Annotated in this window: 17 protein-coding genes; 10 read left to right on the forward strand and 7 right to left on the reverse strand. The window is 38.0% G+C overall.

What is annotated here, in order from left to right; all coding sequences use genetic code 11:
- Positions 1-49 precede the first annotated feature (49 nt).
- Together bamC and dapA are read right to left on the reverse strand one after the other, a co-directional pair.
- Positions 50-1,096 carry an outer membrane protein assembly factor BamC gene (gene bamC / locus F1325_RS11015; protein ID WP_109373653.1) on the reverse strand — a complete coding sequence of 349 codons (1,047 nt, stop codon included), beginning with the start codon at positions 1,094-1,096 and terminating at the stop codon, positions 50-52.
- A gap of 16 nt (positions 1,097-1,112) precedes the next feature.
- Positions 1,113-2,012 (reverse strand): 4-hydroxy-tetrahydrodipicolinate synthase, encoded by a 900-nt coding sequence (gene dapA / locus F1325_RS11020; RefSeq protein WP_109373654.1) that lies wholly within the window; start codon positions 2,010-2,012, stop codon positions 1,113-1,115.
- A gap of 215 nt (positions 2,013-2,227) precedes the next feature.
- Between dapA and F1325_RS11025 the strand changes: the two genes are divergently transcribed.
- Both F1325_RS11025 and bcp read left to right on the forward strand, forming a co-directional pair.
- Positions 2,228-2,785, forward strand: a complete 558-nt coding sequence (locus F1325_RS11025; protein ID WP_088495300.1) for a glycine cleavage system transcriptional repressor — start codon at positions 2,228-2,230, stop codon at positions 2,783-2,785.
- An 18-nt stretch (positions 2,786-2,803) separates the two neighbouring features.
- Positions 2,804-3,274: a thioredoxin-dependent thiol peroxidase gene (gene bcp / locus F1325_RS11030; protein WP_088495299.1), complete on the forward strand. Its 471-nt coding sequence runs from the start codon at positions 2,804-2,806 to the stop codon at positions 3,272-3,274.
- A gap of 85 nt (positions 3,275-3,359) precedes the next feature.
- On the opposite strand, the gene F1325_RS11035 is transcribed toward bcp, so the two are convergent.
- A complete protein-coding gene (locus tag F1325_RS11035; protein WP_109373655.1) occupies positions 3,360-4,436 on the reverse strand; it encodes an AI-2E family transporter in 1,077 nt (358 codons plus the stop codon).
- Positions 4,437-4,590: 154 nt separating this feature from the next.
- Between F1325_RS11035 and F1325_RS11040 the strand changes: the two genes are divergently transcribed.
- The 3 genes from F1325_RS11040 (at position 4,591) to F1325_RS11050 (ending at position 8,374) form a co-directional block, all read left to right on the forward strand.
- On the forward strand, positions 4,591-6,063 hold the full coding sequence (locus tag F1325_RS11040; protein WP_109373656.1) for a tetratricopeptide repeat protein: 1,473 nt from the start codon (positions 4,591-4,593) through the stop codon (positions 6,061-6,063).
- Between the two features lie 9 nt (positions 6,064-6,072).
- A complete protein-coding gene (gene arsC, locus F1325_RS11045) occupies positions 6,073-6,429 on the forward strand; it encodes an arsenate reductase (glutaredoxin) (protein WP_109373657.1) in 357 nt (118 codons plus the stop codon).
- A gap of 694 nt (positions 6,430-7,123) precedes the next feature.
- On the forward strand, positions 7,124-8,374 hold the full coding sequence (locus F1325_RS11050) for an MFS transporter (RefSeq protein ID WP_109373658.1): 1,251 nt from the start codon (positions 7,124-7,126) through the stop codon (positions 8,372-8,374).
- A 218-nt stretch (positions 8,375-8,592) separates the two neighbouring features.
- Here the strand turns inward: F1325_RS11050 and hda are convergent, their stop codons facing one another.
- The 4 genes from hda to upp form a co-directional block, all read right to left on the reverse strand.
- Positions 8,593-9,300, reverse strand: coding sequence for a DnaA inactivator Hda (hda, locus tag F1325_RS11055; protein ID WP_006533048.1), 708 nt, complete (start codon positions 9,298-9,300; stop codon positions 8,593-8,595).
- Positions 9,301-9,522: 222 nt separating this feature from the next.
- Positions 9,523-10,728, reverse strand: a complete 1,206-nt coding sequence (locus tag F1325_RS11060; protein WP_109373659.1) for a mechanosensitive ion channel family protein — start codon at positions 10,726-10,728, stop codon at positions 9,523-9,525.
- A gap of 285 nt (positions 10,729-11,013) precedes the next feature.
- Entirely contained in the window at positions 11,014-12,315 is a 1,302-nt protein-coding gene (uraA, locus tag F1325_RS11065; protein ID WP_109373660.1) for a uracil permease, read from the reverse strand.
- A 109-nt stretch (positions 12,316-12,424) separates the two neighbouring features.
- The gene (gene upp / locus F1325_RS11070; RefSeq protein ID WP_023581896.1) at positions 12,425-13,051 is read right to left on the reverse strand and encodes a uracil phosphoribosyltransferase; all 627 of its coding nucleotides are present in this window, start codon (positions 13,049-13,051) and stop codon (positions 12,425-12,427) included.
- 231 nt (positions 13,052-13,282) lie between these two features.
- Here upp and purM point away from each other — a divergent pair, with 231 nt between their 5' ends.
- From purM to ppx, 5 genes are all read left to right on the forward strand, one after another.
- A complete protein-coding gene (gene purM, locus F1325_RS11075; RefSeq protein ID WP_160230439.1) occupies positions 13,283-14,323 on the forward strand; it encodes a phosphoribosylformylglycinamidine cyclo-ligase in 1,041 nt (346 codons plus the stop codon).
- 13 nt (positions 14,324-14,336) lie between these two features.
- The gene (purN, locus tag F1325_RS11080; RefSeq protein ID WP_160230440.1) at positions 14,337-14,966 is read left to right on the forward strand and encodes a phosphoribosylglycinamide formyltransferase; all 630 of its coding nucleotides are present in this window, start codon (positions 14,337-14,339) and stop codon (positions 14,964-14,966) included.
- 106 nt (positions 14,967-15,072) lie between these two features.
- Positions 15,073-15,663, forward strand: coding sequence for a spermidine N1-acetyltransferase (speG, locus tag F1325_RS11085; RefSeq protein ID WP_088495291.1), 591 nt, complete (start codon positions 15,073-15,075; stop codon positions 15,661-15,663).
- Positions 15,664-15,709: 46 nt separating this feature from the next.
- Positions 15,710-17,791 (forward strand): polyphosphate kinase 1, encoded by a 2,082-nt coding sequence (gene ppk1, locus F1325_RS11090; RefSeq protein ID WP_109373663.1) that lies wholly within the window; start codon positions 15,710-15,712, stop codon positions 17,789-17,791.
- A gap of 4 nt (positions 17,792-17,795) precedes the next feature.
- Positions 17,796-19,328 carry an exopolyphosphatase gene (gene ppx, locus F1325_RS11095; RefSeq protein WP_160230441.1) on the forward strand — a complete coding sequence of 511 codons (1,533 nt, stop codon included), beginning with the start codon at positions 17,796-17,798 and terminating at the stop codon, positions 19,326-19,328.
- Positions 19,329-19,420: the final 92 nt, after the last annotated feature.

Here is a 19,420-nt window from a genome sequence, read left to right on the forward strand (position 1 = left end):
GCCGCACAACATATATTGTGCGGCTTCTCATATTTTTAAAGAAGAATACTTATTTTACAGGCTTACTGAAAGCAGCTTTCAGTGCAGCAACCATTTGATCATTTTGTGATTGTGTTAATGGTTTACCCTTATCACTGATAAATTGTAAACTACTGCGGTTATTTAAATCGCCGACTTGTAATTTATAATCCGCTTCTTCAACAGTTGGTCTATCAACACCTAACGCACTCCAGTTTGCACTACTCATTCCTTTATAGGTTACTTCAATTGAACCTTTAGAACGTGTGCGATCGCCCATCTTCATACCAACACTTTCTAATGCAATAGGTAATCTATCCCAAACCACATCAAATGGTGCACGAACGATGATCACTGGAAGGCCAGCATTATCACTGCCGCTTTGGACATCGATAATACCTTGTATGTTGCTGCTTGCCGTATTTTCGCTTAAATTACGCATACGGTTTAAGCCATCAACCAATTCGTTAAGCATTAAAATATTATAACGCTTCACTTCAGCCGGATCAGTCATTTCAGTTTCGCCTTGGCGTAAACCTTCGTTAGTCACTGTTAACGAAATAACATTACCTGACTGAGCAATTACTAAACGCTGACGTGTTTGGAAAGGTACGTTTTCATCAGCACGTAACCATGTGATCCAATCAGTATGGAGCTCTTTTTGTCCAGCATCACTTTTAACAATCGCAATACCTTTCTCTTTTAAGATAGAACTAACTTGTTCATATAGTGTTGTGTTTTCAGGTGAGTTTGGTAATAGCAAACGGCTGTTGTCTGCATTATTTTCACTACGAGAACCACTTAATAGATTCAATGCTTGAGTTGGTGGACGAATATCAAGCGCTAAACCAACAGGTTCAGTTCTTTTAGGGGTTGGAATGTCATATTCCCCATTTTGCAAAGGCAACACCATACCCGCCGGAATCGCTAAATTCTTTAGCCCTGCTGTCTCTAAATAAGACTCATCACCACTGACCTGACGTTTATAGCGCTGATCACTTGAACAGGCTGCCAGTAAGACCACCAGCGACAGACCCGCGACTTTCATAATCTTTGATTTATGCAATAGTGTTGCCATTAAAATTCCCTAAGTTTTACAGTATTCCCGCTGTTAACAGCGCTTTCTCAACAATTTGCTGACCTGATGATGTCAACGGAGTCATAGGTAAGCGCAATGTGGCGTCTTCAATCAATCCAATACGTTGACACGCCCATTTAGCTGGGATTGGATTAGGTTCAACAAATAACTGATGATGTAAGTCCATCAGACGTCGGTTAAGTTCACGCGCTTTCGCAAACTCACCCGCATTTGCTAATCGACATAATTCTACCATCTCTGACGCAGCAACGTTAGCAGTAACCGAAATAACACCCTGACCGCCAAGTTGCATAAAGTCTAATGATGATGCGTCATCACCACTTAATAAGATAAAACTATCATCATTAACCAACTCTTGGATTTGACTAACACGACTTAAGTTCCCTGTCGCCTCTTTAATTGCCACAATATTATCCAACTTGGCTAAACGTGCAACAGTTACAGGCAATAAATCGCATCCAGTACGACCCGGTACATTATACAAGATTTGTGGTAACTCGGTGCTTTCAGAAATCGCTTTAAAGTGCTGATATAACCCTTCTTGTGAAGGTTTATTATAATATGGTGTTACACTTAAACAACCTGCAATACCTTTATTTTCAAACTGTTGTGTAAACCAGACTGCTTCAGATGTTGCATTAGCGCCCGTACCCGCAATTACAGGAATACGCCCATCAGCCATATCTAATGTCATTAAAACGACATCAACATGCTCGTCATGACCTAATGTTGCAGATTCTCCTGTTGTACCGACAGAAACAATTGCAGCACTGCCTGCATTAACATGATAGTCAACTAATTTACGTAAACTAACCCGGTCAACGTTGCCTTTTGCGTCCATTGGTGTCACCAATGCCACCATACTGCCTGTAAAATTAAATTCGTTATTCACCATAATCATTGCTCCGAGATAGACGTATACTCAATGGTACTCATTCATTGCTCTATTGAAAACTACTTAACTCTAGGTTTCTAATGAAATTTGCTAATATTCTTTGATATGAATTAAAGAGATATAATAATTGAAGATAGTGAGCAAGGGATCTTGGCAGAAATCGAAATTTGTGTTTACCTGTTAAGAATAAACTGAAAGTCAAAAGGAACCTTATTTTGCCCATACCTGATAAACATTTTCTCGTCATTACTGCATTAGGTGCTGACCGTCCTGGTATTGTTGATACCATTACACAATTAGTCAGCCAATGCGGATGTAATATCGAGGACAGCCGACTTGCGATGTTTGGTCAAGAGTTTACGTTTATCATGCTACTTTCAGGTGGCTGGAACGCTATTGCACAGTTAGAAGCGTTGTTGCCCATTAAAAGTGCGGAACTGGATTTATTGACCGTAATGAAAAGAACTACCAATGGTGCACCGATTACCTATCCTTCAACAATTGCAGCGAAAGTTGATATTGAAGATGCGCCCGGTATTGTAGAACGCTTTACTAATCTATTTAGCCAACATAATTTTAATCTTGCTGAATTAATATCTAAAACACATCCATCAGAAGATGGCTCACCTGCCCGTTTAGAAATACAGATTACGGCGCATAATCCATTAGATGATCATGGTATTGTTATTAATGAGAAATTTAATCAATTATGTACAGAGCTGAACGCTCAAGGCACAATAAGTATCGTAAATAGTCTGATGATGAAACAGTAAAAAATGGAGAATGACCTAATGAACCCATTAAAAGCCGGTGAAAAGGCGCCTCAATTCAGTCTGCCCGACCAAGATGGAGAAACGATTAATTTATCTGATTTCGCTGGCCAACGTGTGCTCGTTTATTTTTACCCTAAAGCAATGACACCTGGTTGCACAACCCAAGCTTGTGGCTTACGTGATGAAATGGATGCACTAAAAAAAGCCAAAGTTGAAGTATTAGGTATCAGTACAGATAAATCAGAAAAACTTTCCCGTTTCGCTGAAAAAGAGATGTTAAATTTCACGTTGCTTTCAGATGAAGATCATAAGATCGCAGAAGAATTTGGTATCTGGGGAGAAAAGCAATTTATGGGAAAAACTTACGATGGTATTCATCGTACAACATTCTTAATTGATAAAAATGGTGTTATCGAACACGTATTTGATAACTTTAAAACCAGTAACCACCATCAAGTCGTTCTCGAATATCTCGCTCAACATCCATAATTAATACTTCGAATTGATAAGATAACAGACAGCTTACACTGTCTGTTTTTTTATCTGTTTTTTATTAATATATTCAATGAGGTACTTAGCTTTTCTTTATATTTTGCTCATTCGCAATTTCATCAGGTAATGCATGCAATACTGCTTTTATCAGCGTTGCTAATGGAATAGCAAAGAAAACGCCCCAAAATCCCCACATTCCACCGAATATAATCACTGATAATATAATGACTAAAGGGTGCATATTTACGGCTTCAGAATACAGAATTGGTACTAATAAATTGCTATCTAATCCTTGAACAACAAGATAAGCGATAAATAACGCCCAGAAATCAGAGCCTAATCCCCACTGAGATAATGCAATCACAATAACTGGGATCGTTGCTAAAACAGCACCAACGTAAGGAACTAAAACAGAAACACCGACGATAACAGCAAGTAATACAGAGTAGCGTAAGTCAAAGAAAGCAAATACAAAATAAGTAAAAATACCCACAATTATCATTTCAGTGACTTTACCGCGAATATAATTGGTAATTTGCTGGTTAACTTCAATCCAAACTTGTGCTGCCAATATTCTGTTTTTCGGCAAAACACGACGAACCGCATTAAGCATCTGTTGCTTATCTTTAAGTAAGAAGAACGTCATCAAAGGAACAAGAATAAGATAAATCGACAGTGTAATAATTCCGATTAACGAAGCTAAAGATACTTTTAATACAGATTCAGCCACCGTTGAGAACTTGCTGCGTAAATTTTCTGCCATCATATCAACGATGCCGGCATCCATTAATGCAGGGAAGCGATCGGGTAATTCATGTGCAAATGCATTGAACTTATTGATCATATTTGGGATATCTGAAATCAGTGTCATCCCTTGTTGCCACACCGTTGGCGCTAAAATCAAAATAACAATGGCACTAATACCGATAAAGAGTGTCAGAATTATCGATACTGCCCATATACGGGCACATCCTAATTTCTCAAGTAAATGAGTTGGCCACTCTAAAAGATAAGCAAGCACAATTGCCACCAATAAAGGAGCAAGTATGCCACTGAAAAAATACAGAATTGAAAAGCCGGCAATCAAAATGACCACAAGGGCGATAACTTGTGGATCAGCAAATCGGCGTTTGTACCATTGAACAAGCAAGTCCAGCATGAAAATAAAGATCCTTTATAATAATCAGAACAATAGAGCTATATGTATTCATTTACATAAGCAATAATCTTTTGACAGATTTTACGTTAGGTTTTGCTATCATACATCATTAATTATTAATTATTCGTTAAGATAGCCATCAGGATACAGTTGTATGAAACTCAGACTTAAAAAACCCTTAGTCGCGCTTCTTGTTTCTGCGTTGCTATCAACATCAGTAGTGCCAGCGCATGCTGCGATTGATATTGAAGACTCTTTACCTGATATGGGAACGACCGCAGGTTCAACATTAAGCATCAATCAAGAAATTGCTATGGGTGATTACTATACTCGCCAACTTCGAAATAGTGCACCATTAGTTTTTGACCCATTACTCTCTAACTATATTAATAATTTGGGACAAAAACTGGTTTCTAACGCCAGCTCAGTCAAAACCCCTTTTCACTTCTACTTAGTTAACAACCCCAATATTAACGCCTTTGCTTATTTTGGGGGAAACATTGTTTTGCATTCTGCCCTCTTTCGATATAGCCAAACAGAAAGCGAATTAGCTTCTGTTATGGCTCACGAAATCACACACGTTACTCAACGACATCTAGCGAGAATGCTTGAAGATCAGGCAAAAACAACACCTCTTGCTCTTGCAGGTGTATTAGGTTCTATTTTGATATTTATGGCAAACCCAAATGCAGGTCTTGCAACCTTTACGGGAAGTATGGCGGGTATGCAGCAAAATATGATCACATTTACACAAATGAACGAGCAAGAAGCAGACCGTATCGGAATACAGACACTCTATCGAGCAGGATTTGATCCCAAAGGAATGCCTGACTTTATGCAAATTCTTGCTGACCAAGTACGATATAGCTCTAAACCGCCTGAAATGTTATTAACGCACCCCTTACCTGATAGCCGTTTATCCGATGCAAGAAGCCGAGCCAGTCAATTTCCTGCTCGGCAGGTTCCACAGTCAGCTGATTTTCTGTTTGCTAAAATGCGTGTATTAACCATGCTGACGAAAAACCCAACATCAGAGAATGCATTACAAACGATACTTGATCAGTTTAAGCAAGGTACTGCTCTTGAAAAGTCAGCCGCAAATTATGCGCTAATACTGATCTATTCTCGTGATCGCAAATTTGATGACGCAAGAAAATTGCTCACTCCGATGTTAGAAAAAGAACCTAACAATATTTGGCTTATTGATGCCATGACAGATATCGATTTAGAACAAAACCGTGCAGGTGATGCGGTTGCAAGATTACAACTCGCATTAAAGCAAAGGCCCAATAACAATGTCCTTATTGCCAACTTAGCGAACTCATATATGCATAATAAGCAATATAACGAAGCTAATCGCCTACTTTATCGTTATACCTTTGATAACCCAAGCGATCCTATTGGCTGGCAATTAATGGCAGAAAATTCAGCCAAACAAGGTGATAGAGCCCATGAATTAGCTGCTTATGCGGAAGATTTAGCACTCAGAGGTGACTTTGAAACAGCGATCCGTTACTTAGGTGATGCAAGCAGACAAGTTAAGCTGGGTAGCAATGATCAGGCTCGCTTTGATGCTCGCATAGACCAATTAAGAAAAATTCAGCAAAGAGACAGCCAATTTAAATAAGGGACAACAATGACTAAAAAAGTGACGATTTATCATAATCCACGCTGTTCAAAAAGCCGTGAAACATTACATTTACTCGAAGAAATGCAAATAACGCCTAATGTTATTCACTATCTAGATACAGCACCTTCAGTAACGGAGCTTAAAACACTGCTCAAAGCATTAGGTTTTAATGATGCAAGAGAGTTAATGCGCACAAAAGAAGAAATTTATAAAACGCTAAAACTGGCTGATGAAACATCACAAGATGCATTAATTCAAGCAATGCATGAAAACCCTAAACTTATTGAACGCCCTATTGTGGTTGTAGGTAATAAAGCCCGTTTAGGCCGTCCACCAGAGCAAGTAAAAGAACTGTTTATTTAATCTTCAAAATTTAAAGCCCATATTTATGTTCTTACATATATGGGCTTCTCTCTATTTACTTCACTATTAATCCCGCAACCGTTTACTCTCTTTTCTCAATTAATAAATAAATTATTAAATGTTATTAAATTGTAAACATTACAATTAGCAAAGTGTTTCTTATTTCCACAATAGAAAAAAACCAATCGCTTTATGCTTTCAAAATTTTTCATCTCAACCTCATATTTTTTATGAGTAAGAAATCGCCATTTTTGAAAACTTCTATCTAGATCACACAGCACCGTATAAACTCACAATTATAAGAAAAAAATAATCATGCGTTTCATTTATATTGTGACTCAAGTCTCTTTACACAAATGCATTCCTACATATCATGGATATCAGAAAATATGATAGCAGAATTGATAAACAATAAATTCTCGCCAAAATATTTTTTCATTATCATCCAAGAAAGAAATTAACAAAAAATACGTATTTAAAACAATACTGCAACACAGCAATAAACTTTCAATTTGTTATTTACTCTATCTCTTCTTTTATTGTTGTTTTTTTAACTTGATAACAATTAATCAGTGTGAAACGAAGTTGTAGATGTATATGAAATAAACAACGTTATAGCCAACATTATGGGCAATTAAAACTAACCAATCGCCATTATTGGTGTCGGGTGATTGCTAGGCTAATAGGAAAACAGATGAATATCGTACTTAGATTAAAACTTGTCTCATTCCTCCAGTTCTTTATATGGGGATCTTGGCTTGTAACATTTGCCTCGTATCTCTTTGGAGAACTGCATTTTAAAGGTAGTGATGTTGGGCTTATTTTCAGTGCTCTTGGACTTGCCTCACTTATCGCACCCGTCATCATGGGATTTATTGCAGATAAAATAAACAACCGCAAATTAGTGTTTATTACCCTGCATATTTTTTCTGCATTAGCATTAGTGTTAATGTCGCAAATGACGACAGTAACCACGCTATTTTTTGCAACTCTATTACATTTATTGTTCTTTATGCCAAGTATCTCAATGGCAAACAGCATCATTTTCGAACTGTTAGAACAAAAACATTTAGAGCCTAATAACTATTTCCCTAAAATTCGTGTTTACGGCACTGTTGGTTTTATTGCAGCCATGTGGGTTATTAGCTTCTTAGGTTTAGGTAATAGCTATCATCAGCTCTTTGTTGCAGCGATCGCTTCTATTGTTTTAGCTGTATTTGCAATGTTCTTACCTGCAACTAAAGCAGCTGACAAAAATGAAACTAAAGCCGAAGAAGTGGCATTTAGTATCACTAATATCTTGCAAGTATTTAAAAAGAAAAATGTCGTTGTTTTCTTATTCTTCGCAACACTGTTAGGATCTGTACTGCAAATTACCAATACCTTTGGTGTGCCATTCCTACAAGATATTGCACAATCTCCAAATGCAGATGATTCATTCTTTGCACGTTATCCTTCTGTGTTCTTATCTATTTCACAGATTTCAGAAGTCGTATTTATTCTGTTTCTGCCTCTGTTATTAAAACGCGTAAGAATTGAAACTATCGTTTTATTCAGTATGGTTGCTTGGATCTTACGTTTTGGCTTCTTTGCTTACGGTGACTACACATCATTAGGTCAAATCGTCTTATTGTTATCAATGATTGTGTATGGTTGTGCATTCGACTTCTTTAATATCTCTGGTTCACTGTTCTTAGAAAAAGAGATCCCTTTACAATATCGTTCAACAGCACAAGGTATGTTTATGACCTTAGTGAACGGTTTTGGTACTTATTTAGGTGCAATGTTAAGTGGCTGGGTCATTGATTTATATACTACCAATGGTGCGGTTGATTGGAAATCATTCTGGTTAATCTTCACTGGCTACACGGTTGCAATCACTGCACTTTATCTGATTTTCTTACTGGTTCCTCAGAAGAAAGCCAAAGTAGTAGAAGCAAACTAATTATTTAACCCTCCTCCTTTATTGTTTGTGTCTCTCGCCGCTTGCCTTGTATAAAGACAAGCGGTTTTTTTATCTTGTGTTTTTATTAGAAAAGACAAAAATAGAAAATTCCCCCTTAATAAATAACAAAAATTTGTTACCTTCAATGGGTATTGAATTTGAAAAAGAGAGGTAGGATTGAGATTATTCGCCTCACCTAACGAGATGAGTGAGGCTATTTAAAGTTTGAGTATATCTTTCACAAATGGGATGGTCAGTTTACGTTGAGCAACAATAGAAGCGTGATCAAGTTCATCGAGCATTTCAAATAAGGTGCGCATTTTTCTATCTAAACGTTTTAATACAAAACGACCCACATCTTCAGGTAATTCAAACCCACGAAGTTTTGCTCTTAATTGCAGCGCTTGAATTTTTTCTTCGTCACTTAAAGGTTGCAAACGGTAGATTTGCCCCCAATCAAGGCGAGATGCTAAATCAGGAAGTTGTAACTCTATTTGGCGAGGTGGTCTATCCCCTGTAATTAATAAACAGGTTCGCCCATGCTCTAAAACACGGTTATAAAGATTAAATAAGGCGAGTTCCCACTCTTCATCACCGGCAATACACTGAACATTATCAATACAAACTAAGGATAAATGTTCCATACCTTCAAGAACATCGGGAACAAAGTAGGCGCGTTTATCAAGGGGAACATACCCAACAGCATCACCTTTTAAGGAAAGTTCAGCACAAGCGGCATGTAATAGATGGCTCTTTCCACCTCCGTCACGGGACCAGAAATAGATATAACTGCCATGAGATTGATGAATGGCGGTTCGAATTGCCGCGACTAACGACGCGTTTTCCCCTGCATAAAAGCTATCGAATGTCTCATCATCGGGCAGAGATAGTGGTAATGATAGCTGTGACGGCGTATTCAGAAGCACCTCACCTGAATAGTTTAATAAACGTGGTGATTCTAACACAAATTCTCACAAGGTCAGAACCAATATTAAAAAAGCACATTGCACTGATTAAGATAACAGCAAGAACACTGGGATAAGCCTATTTTATATACTACTATCACCTCATTAAAGGATTACCTAACTGTACTTCAAGTTATTTAGAGCCAAATTAGAAAACATTCCGTATTAATTAGTTTCACTTTATTATCTGAATTTTAATTTCGCAACATCATTACCGGAAGGTTGCTGATAAATGTCGAGCTTAAAATATTTGGCTGATGCATTTATATACTCAAAAATTTCAGATTGAGTTTCTTCATATTCAACCCAAGTGGTTGCTCGAGTAAAACAATATAACTCTACAGGTAGTCCCATTGGTGTAGGTGGCATTGTTCTGATCACTAAATACATATCAGGTCGAACATCACCACGCATTTTTATCCAATTTAGCATGTACTTACGAAATAACTGTAAGTTAGTCACTCCTTTTGTTTCTAACCACTCATTAATATCGCCAATATCTTCTTCTTTTCCTTCAAGCATCGTTTCTATGCTTTTACGAAGCGGCGCTGTATTTTTTAATTCTAATACTAACTCTTGCGTTGCAAATGAAATCGAAGATTGGTCAATATAAAAACTACGTTTAATCCGACGCCCTCCCGATGAAAACATCGGTTGCCAGTTAGTATATTTTTCGGTCAAAAAGTCTTTGGTTGGAATACGGGAAATTGTATTATCCCAATTACGTACAGTGATCGTATGTAATGCGATATCAATAACCTCACCGCTGATATTACTACTGGGTAATTCAATCCAATCATAAAGCTTTAATACTTTTCCGTTAGAGATAAGAATATTGGCAACAAAAGAGATAAGTGTATGCTGAAAAACAAACATTAACACCGCAGCAATGGCACCAAAGCTTGAGATAATAATAAGTGGTGATTGCTCAGTAAATAACGCAATGATCAGGATAAAAGAGATAATCCAGACCACAATTTTGGCAATTTCAATATAGCCTTTGATGGAATTATTCCGATGCCACGCTTTTTTAGCGTGCCTAATATTGAAGATATCAAGAGCGTTATTAAGCAATGAGGCGATATTGATGATAATAAAGGCGCGAGCAACCGTCTCAAAAATAATATTCATTTCAGCTGAAAAAGACGGTAGTAGCTGATTAATATAGAGAACAAGTGTAACTGCAACAATAGATGCGCTCTTTTTAGCGATATCTTCTATGGTTTCTTCATCTGAAAGCTCTGTAAATAAAAAAAGTAAACGCTTTGCTATTCGGCGGAAAATCATTTTGGCGAGAAACCACACCACCAGCAACACAATAACTAAAAATATTGTGGTAAAAATCTGCTTTGATGTAATGAAATCATAAATTTCAATCAGCTTTTCCATAAATTACGTTATACCTTTTTTGAAACACCCCAACCTTAAAACGAATATCACTTAAATAGCAGATAAAATGTCTATTTCGCATAAGAACAGACACCCATTGTCTCATTTATTTTATTTAAATAAACATCATGATTGAATTAATCATGCTTTTCTAAGTTTTTAATACTTAAAACATCAAAAATCTTAGTTTTTAATATGACATAAAAATAAAACACAATAAAAAAGGTGGAGATCATCCACCTTTTTTATTAATTTCAGCATATTGCTTTAGATTTACTTAATCGATTACTTTTTGTTTGCTGTACCACTAACCGATTCAATGGTGTTATCCACTAATTCTGTTTCAGGGCGAACAACACTCACTAATTTAAAGATCAAGCTTAAAACAATACCCACGATGGTTGCTAATGCCATGCCTTTTAATTCAGCAGCACCAATTTGAATGGAAGCACCACTCACACCGACAATCAGAATAATGGCAGTTAATATCAAGTTTTGCGGTTTGTTGTAATCCACTTTTGAATCTAACAAGACACGAATACCTGATGCACCAATGACACCGTAAAGCAGTAATGAAACCCCACCCATAACAGGAACAGGTACAGCAGCAATAGCCGCAGCCAGTTTACCGACACAAGATAATAAGATAGCGAGAATTGCCGCACCACCAATAACCCATGAGCTGTAAACCTTAGTGATAGCCATAACACCAATGTTTTCACCATAAGTGGTATTAGGTGTTGAACCAAAGAAACCCGAGATAATGGTAGAGAAACCGTTTGCGAACATAGAACGATGTAAACCTGGGTTTTTCATTAAATCGCGTTGTACAATATTTGCTGTAACAACAAGGTGTCCAACGTGCTCAGCAATAACAACTAATGCGGCAGGCAGAATAATAAAGATAGCACTCCATTCAAAACGCGGTGAATAGAATGTCGGTAGTGCAAACCAGTTAGCTTCTTTAATTGGTGTAATATCAACAACGCCCAAGAAGAAAGAGAGTGCATAACCTGCTAATACCCCAATAAGAATAGGAATAATAGCAAGGAATCCTCTAAACATCACAGAGCCTAAGATAGTCACACCTAGAGTCACCATAGAAATAAGCAGTGTCTGACTATCAACTGGTGCATCTGCACTTGGTAATAATCCTGCCATTCCCGCAGCGGTTCCTGCTAATTCAAGTCCGATGACGGCAACGATTGCGCCCATTGCCGCAGGCGGAAACATCACATTAATCCAGCCTCGCCCTGCTATTTTGACAATACCTGCAACGATACAAAATAACACTCCACAGACGATGAATCCCCCAAGTGCTAATTCATACCCTAAAGGTAACAATAAAAGTACAGGTGAGATAAACGCAAAACTTGAACCTAAATAAGCAGGAATGCGTCCTTTACAAATAAAGAGATAAAGCAGGGTTCCGATCCCGTTAAATAACAATATTGTTGCCGGATTAACTTTAAATAAAATTGGCACAAGTACGGTGGCGCCAAACATTGCAAACAGATGTTGAAGACTCAACGGAATTGTTTGTAATAATGGTGGGCGCTCTTCTACCCCGATTGCACGACGAGTCATGCTTACGACCTCTCTTTGATATGAATGTGAAATTGGTTTGTATATTTCTAACTATAGAACAAGATATTTAGGTTCAAAAAAAAGCCGACTATCAAAGTCGGCTTAATTATTATTTTGTACCAAATATCTTATCACCAGCATCGCCAAGACCTGGAACGATGTACCCGTGCTCATTAAGATGGCTATCAATAGATGCAGTATATAATTCCACATCTGGATGAGCTTCTTCTAATGCCTTAATACCTTCTGGAGCAGCAACCAGTACTAATACTTTAATTGAAGTACAACCCGCATTTTTTAATAAATCAATTGTGGCAATCATAGAGCCGCCTGTTGCTAACATAGGGTCAACAACAAGAGCCATACGCTCTTCAATATTGGATGCTAATTTCTGGAAGTAAGGGACAGGTTTTAATGTTTCTTCATCGCGGTAAACGCCAACTACACTGATTCGGGCACTAGGAATATTTTCTAATACTCCGTCCATCATCCCGATACCTGCACGGAGGATAGGAACTACTGTGATTTTTTTTCCTTTAATCTGTTCTATCTCTACCGAACCACACCAACCTTCTATTGTTACCGTCTCTGTTTCTAAATCGGCGGTAGCTTCATACGTCAGTAGACTGGAAACTTCTGAAGCCAGTTCACGAAAGCGTTTAGTGCTTATATCATGATCTCGCATCAGCCCCAATTTATGTTGAATGAGTGGGTGTTTTACCTCAACGATCTTCATAATTTCTCCTAATGTACGACGCAGCCTGACAAAAAAATCGCGAGATTATACCGCTTTTTTGCCAATATTCCATCGTTTTTCTATTGATATTGATCAAGCGCACAGCTTTTAACCACACCAACATGAATAATTGTGACCTACAAAGAAGATCCTCGCAAACGTTTGCTTTGCCTGTTAGAATAGCGCTCGCACACATTTTTTCTTAACAGCAACTTGCCGTGAGGGCTCTACGTGACTAACAAATCCTCTCTCAGCTATAAAGATGCCGGTGTCGATATTGATGCAGGTAATGCTTTAGTCGATCGTATCAAAGGTGTAGTAAAAGAAACCCGCCGTCCTGAAGTTATGGGGGGTTTAGGTGGCTTTGGCGCACTTTGTGCAATTCCATCTAAATACCGTGAACCTATTTTAGTTTCAGGCACAGATGGCGTAGGAACTAAACTTCGCCTTGCGATGGATTTAAATCGCCATGATGACATCGGGATTGATTTAGTCGCAATGTGTGTCAACGATTTAATTGTTCAAGGTGCAGAACCCCTTTTCTTCCTTGACTACTATGCCACAGGAAAATTAGATGTCGATACCGCAGCACGCGTAGTAACAGGTATTGCAGAAGGTTGTAAGCAATCTGGTTGTGCATTAGTCGGTGGTGAAACTGCTGAAATGCCAGGAATGTATCACGGTAATGATTATGATATCGCAGGCTTTTGTGTCGGCGTGGTTGAAAAATCAGAAATTATCGATGGTAGCAAAGTTAAAACTGGCGATGCTCTAATCGCTTTAGCATCAAGTGGTCCTCATTCTAATGGTTATTCATTAGTCAGAAAAATTCTTGAAGTCAGCAATACACAAGCTGAAAGCACATCCTTAGGTAATAAATCATTAGCTGATCACCTATTAGCCCCTACTCGTATTTATGTAAAGTCACTACTTTCATTAATTGAAAATGTGGATATCCATGCTGTGGCACATATTACAGGTGGCGGATTCTGGGAAAATATTCCTCGTGTATTACCTGAAAATACGCAAGCGCGTATTGATAGTAAAAGCTGGGAATGGCCACTGGTTTTTAAATGGTTACAAGATGCGGGACAAGTCAGCACACATGAAATGTATCGTACCTTTAACTGTGGTGTTGGATTGTTAATTGCCGTTAACCCAAATGACGTTGAAAAAACATTAGCACATCTTGCTGAGTGTGGTGAAAACGCATGGTTAATTGGTGAAATTGCGCCACAAGCTGCGGGTGAAGCACAAGTTATTATTAACTAATGAAAACATGTGTATGAAAAATATTGTCGTCCTCATCTCAGGAAACGGCAGCAACCTACAGGCGATTATTGACGCCTGTAGGGCAAATAAAATCACGGGTAATGTGGTTGCTGTCTTAAGTAATAAAGCTAATGCGTATGGTCTTGAACGGGCAAAACTTGCTGATATTCCAGCATATTTTGTTGATCCAACTCTATATAATGACAGAACTGATTACGATAAAGCATTAATTGAAAAAATCGATGCTTATCAGCCCGACATTGTGGTTTTAGCCGGTTTTATGCGTATTTTATCGCCTGATTTTGTGACTCATTATCAGCATAAATTATTAAATATTCATCCTTCTTTACTTCCTAAATATCCCGGATTACACACTCATCGCCAAGTTTTAGCGAATAAAGACTCTTTTCATGGCGTTACCGTCCATTTTGTTACAGAAGAACTTGATGGTGGTCCCATGATTATTCAAGCTCGCATTCCTGTTTTACCAGATGATACTGAACAATCATTACAAACAAGAATACAAGCAGAAGAGTATCGTATTTATCCACTAGCGATCGGTTGGTTAGCTGACGAGCGATTAAAAATGCAGAATAATCAAGCCGTTCTCGATGATATTGCGCTTTTCGACAACCTTGGTTGACTATTTCGTTTAAGATAAAAAGTCACATTGTGCTACACTGTAGCCCACGTGACTTTTTTTGTGTCACCCTTTTCTCTTTTTATTCAATGCATTCACCGAGGTGCTTATGTCCGGTGGTAAGAAAGTTCCACCTATAAAATTACGTCCTCTCGAACGAGAAGATCTCTCTTTTGTCCATCAACTTGATAATAACGCCAGCGTTATGCGCTATTGGTTTGAAGAGCCTTATGAGGCTTTTATCGAGTTAAGCGACCTTTATGAAAAACATATTCACGACCAAAGTGAACGCCGTTTTATTGCTGAAAGTGACGGCACTAAAGTTGGACTTGTCGAGTTGGTTGAAATTGATTATGTTCACCGTCGTGCTGAATTCCAAATTATCATTGCTCCTGCGCATCAAGGCCATGGATATGCTGCACGCGCGGCGAAACTTGCGATGGATTATGCATTTTCTGTACTTAATTTATACAAACTCTATTTAATCGTCGATAAAGAGAATGCTAAAGCGATTCATATTTATGAAAAGCTTGGCTTTAAAAAAGAAGGTGATTTAATAGATGAGTTTTTTGTTAACGGTGCCTACCGTTCTGCGATTAGAATGTGTACTTTCCAAGCACCTTATTTTGAACAAAAAGCCAAAGAGGCGAAACCCGAGAATTTTGTTAAACCGGGTGCGACTATTAAGCAACACGTCTGATTTATTCAGATATTAAGTTTTAACTTTAACCCTTGTTGGAGTTCAGATGTCCCAGGAACGACTCTATATTGATAAAGAGATCAGTTGGCTTGCATTTAATGAACGTGTATTACAAGAAGCGGCTGATAAAAGAAACCCGTTAATTGAAAGAGTCAGGTTTCTGGGGATCTATTCAAATAATCTTGATGAGTTTTACAAGGTTCGTTTTGCCGATGTAAAACGCCGTATTTTGATTAATGAAGAACGTGGCTCACGCTCCGCGTCAAGCCATGCTCGCCATCTTATAAAGAAAATTCAATCAAAAGTAGCTAAAGCCGACCAAGAGTTTGATGCTTTATATAATGATTTGTTACTTGAAATGGCGCGAAACCAAATCTTTTTAATTAATGAACGCCAAATCTCACCTAATCAACAAATCTGGTTACGCCAATATTTCCGTCAAAATTTAAGAAAACACATCACGCCTATTTTAATTAATCCTGAAACAGACTTGGTTGAGTTTCTTAAAGATGACTACACCTATTTAGCGGTTGAAATTGTACAAGGGCAAATTATTCATTATGCCCTGTTAGAAATTCCGTCAGATAAAGTACCTCGTTTTGTTATTCTGCCGACAGAACAAGGACGTAGTAAGAAAAAATCCATGATTTTATTGGATAATATTTTACGCTACTGTCTTGATGAGGTGTTTAAAGGCTTCTTTGATTATGACTCATTAAGTGCTTATTCCATGAAAATGACGCGAGATGCAGAATACGATCTTGCAACAGAAATGGAATCAAGTTTACTTGAAATGATGTCATCAACATTAAAACAACGTCTTACCGCAGAGCCTGTCCGTTTTGTTTATCAACGCGATATGCCTGATGAAATGGTGGCGTTGCTGCGCAGTAAATTAGGTTTATCGAATAATGACTCCGTCATTGCTGGTGGTCGTTATCATAATTTTAAAGATTTTATTAACTTCCCAAATGAGGGTAGTAAATTTCTGTTAAATAAACCTATTCCACGTTTACGCCATATTTGGTTTGATAACTTCCGTAATGGCTTTGATGCGATACGTGAGCGTGATGTTTTGCTCTATTATCCTTATCATACCTTTGAGCATGTGTTGGAATTGTTGCGCCAAGCCTCTTTTGACCCAAGTGTTATCTCAATCAAAATCAATATTTACCGTGTTGCTAAAGACTCTCGAATTATTGATTCGATGATCCACGCTGCGCATAATGGCAAACGTGTCACAGTAGTTGTTGAGTTACAAGCACGTTTTGATGAAGCAGCGAATATCCACTGGGCAAAACGCCTGACTGAAGCGGGCGTTCACGTTATTTTCTCTGCACCGGGTTTAAAAATTCACGCGAAGTTATTTATCATTTCACGTTTAGAAAATGGTGAAATCATTCGCTATGCTCATATCGGTACGGGGAACTTTAACGAAAAAACAGCGCGTCTTTATACTGACTATTCACTATTAACGACTAACACTGAAATTACCAATGAAGTACGTCGCGTTTTTAGCTTTATTGAAAACCCTTATCGCCCTGTCACCTTTGAGCATTTAATGGTTTCGCCACAAAACTCGCGCACCCTTTTAAATCAATTAATCACCAATGAAATTCATAGTGCACAAGCAGGGCATCCTGCGGGTATTACATTAAAAGTGAATAATTTAGTTGATGAAGAATTAGTTAATCGCCTTTATGACGCTTCAGAAGCAGGCGTAAAAGTACGGCTGTTAGTCCGAGGAATGTGTTCTTTAGTGCCTAATCAGCCAGGATTTAGTGAAAACATTCAAGTAACCAGTATTGTTGACCGCTTTTTAGAGCATGATCGTGTTTATGTTTTCACCAATAAAGGGGATGAAAAAATCTTTCTCTCCTCTGCCGATTGGATGACGCGAAATCTTGATTATCGCATTGAAGTTGCAGTGGCTTTGCTTGATCCTCAACTTAAACAGCGCGTTCTTGATATACTGGATATTCAATTTAATGACACCGTAAAAGCACGTTATATCGATAAAGATTTAACAAATAGCTATGTTCCTCGTGGAAATAAACGTAAGATCCGTTCCCAGCTTGCTGTCTATGAGTATATTAAATTGTTAGAACAACCCGGTTCACGAGCGTAATTTTATGCCTTTATCACAAGATGACTCTTCACCACGTCCTTTAGAAATTGCGGCTATTGACCTCGGTTCTAATAGTTTTCATATGATAATTGCGCGTGTTGTTAATGGCGCATTACAAGTCTTAAGTCGTTTAAAACAGCGAGTTTATCTTGCTGATGGACTTGATGATGATAACGAATTAAGCGAAGAGGCTATGTTACGTGGGCTCTCCGCCCTTTCCCTTTTTGCTGAAAGGTTACAGGGTTTTCCCGCAGAAAATGTCACCGTCGTGGGAACACACACTTTGCGTGTCGCCACTAATGCGAAAGTCTTTCTTCAACGAGCCAAAGAAGTTATTCCTTATCCTATTGAAATTATTTCAGGGCATGAAGAAGCCCGACTTATTTTTATGGGAGTGGAGCACACTCAATCTGAAAAAGGTCGAAAGCTCGTTATCGATATCGGTGGTGGCTCAACAGAATTGGTTATTGGTGAAAATTTTGAGCCAATTTTAATCGAAAGCCAACGCATGGGTTGTGTCAGTTTTAGCCGTCAATTTTTCCCAGAACAAAAAATTAGCGAATCTGCTTTTCGTAAAGCACGAGAAAAAGCAGCGCGTAAAATGGAAAAAATTGCATGGCAATACAAAATGACTGGCTGGGATGTGGCTTTAGGGGCATCAGGAACAATTAAAGCGGCTCATGAGATCTTAGTTGAGTTTGGTGAAAAAGACGGTGTTATTACTCCAGAACGCCTACTAATGCTCACTAAACAAGTTTTACGATTTAAGAAATTTAGAGATATCGCCCTTCCAGGTTTATCCGATGAACGTAAACATGTTTTTGTACCAGGTTTGGCGATTTTATGCGGTATTTTTGATTCATTAGGATTAAAAGCCCTACACCTATCTGACGGTGCATTACGTGAAGGTGTGCTTTATGAAATGGAAGGTAGATTTCGCCATCAAGATATTCGCCAGCGCACAGCTAAAAGCCTTGCAGAACACTATAATATCGATAGAGAACAAGCAAAACGTGTTCTTGAAACTATGCAATCTCTTTACGCTCAATGGGCACAGCAAAATCCTAAGCTAGTTCGCCCTGATTTAGAGGCTATTTTAGTTTGGGCTGTTATGTTACATGAAGTGGGATTAAGTATTAATTTAAGTGGGTTACATCGCCATTCTGCTTATATTCTTTCAAATACTGATTTACCTGGCTTTAATCAAGAGCAACAACTGTTATTAACAACTCTCGTTCGCTATCACCGGAAAGGGATCAAGTTAGATGAGTTGCCTAAATTTAATCTTTATAAAAAGAAACAGTATTTTCCACTCGTACAAATACTAAGATTAGCAACTTTACTTAATAATCAGCGACAATCGACGACAAAACCTGCATCTTTGCGTTTAGTTACAGATGAAAATCATTGGACACTTTATTTTCCTGCAAATTATCTTTCTGATAACACATTGATGGAATTGGATTTAGAAAAAGAACAAGAACATTGGCAGTCAGTTCCGGGGTGGAAACTGGATATAAAAGAGGAATCTGCTTAACAATATGATATTATACAGAAAAAGACGCTAGTCAATGCGTCTTTTGTTGCATCTATCATACAACAACTATCACATAACAACATAGGTTTGAT

This window comes from Proteus columbae (genome assembly GCF_009914335.1).
GTDB lineage: Bacteria > Pseudomonadota > Gammaproteobacteria > Enterobacterales > Enterobacteriaceae > Proteus.

Bases quoted from the DNA above. Each gene is read 5' to 3' on its own strand.
- bamC (WP_109373653.1), bottom strand. From the start codon at position 1,096: ATGGCAACACTATTGCATAAATCAAAGATTATGAAAGTCGCGGGTCTG.
- dapA (WP_109373654.1), bottom strand. From the start codon at position 2,012: ATGGTGAATAACGAATTTAATTTTACAGGCAGTATGGTGGCATTGGTG.
- bcp (WP_088495299.1), top strand. From the start codon at position 2,804: ATGAACCCATTAAAAGCCGGTGAAAAGGCGCCTCAATTCAGTCTGCCC.
- F1325_RS11035 (WP_109373655.1), bottom strand. From the start codon at position 4,436: ATGCTGGACTTGCTTGTTCAATGGTACAAACGCCGATTTGCTGATCCA.
- F1325_RS11040 (WP_109373656.1), top strand. From the start codon at position 4,591: ATGAAACTCAGACTTAAAAAACCCTTAGTCGCGCTTCTTGTTTCTGCG.
- arsC (WP_109373657.1), top strand. From the start codon at position 6,073: ATGACTAAAAAAGTGACGATTTATCATAATCCACGCTGTTCAAAAAGC.
- F1325_RS11050 (WP_109373658.1), top strand. From the start codon at position 7,124: ATGAATATCGTACTTAGATTAAAACTTGTCTCATTCCTCCAGTTCTTT.
- F1325_RS11060 (WP_109373659.1), bottom strand. From the start codon at position 10,728: ATGGAAAAGCTGATTGAAATTTATGATTTCATTACATCAAAGCAGATT.
- uraA (WP_109373660.1), bottom strand. From the start codon at position 12,315: ATGACTCGTCGTGCAATCGGGGTAGAAGAGCGCCCACCATTATTACAA.
- upp (WP_023581896.1), bottom strand. From the start codon at position 13,051: ATGAAGATCGTTGAGGTAAAACACCCACTCATTCAACATAAATTGGGG.
- purN (WP_160230440.1), top strand. From the start codon at position 14,337: ATGAAAAATATTGTCGTCCTCATCTCAGGAAACGGCAGCAACCTACAG.
- speG (WP_088495291.1), top strand. From the start codon at position 15,073: ATGTCCGGTGGTAAGAAAGTTCCACCTATAAAATTACGTCCTCTCGAA.
- ppk1 (WP_109373663.1), top strand. From the start codon at position 15,710: ATGTCCCAGGAACGACTCTATATTGATAAAGAGATCAGTTGGCTTGCA.
- ppx (WP_160230441.1), top strand. From the start codon at position 17,796: ATGCCTTTATCACAAGATGACTCTTCACCACGTCCTTTAGAAATTGCG.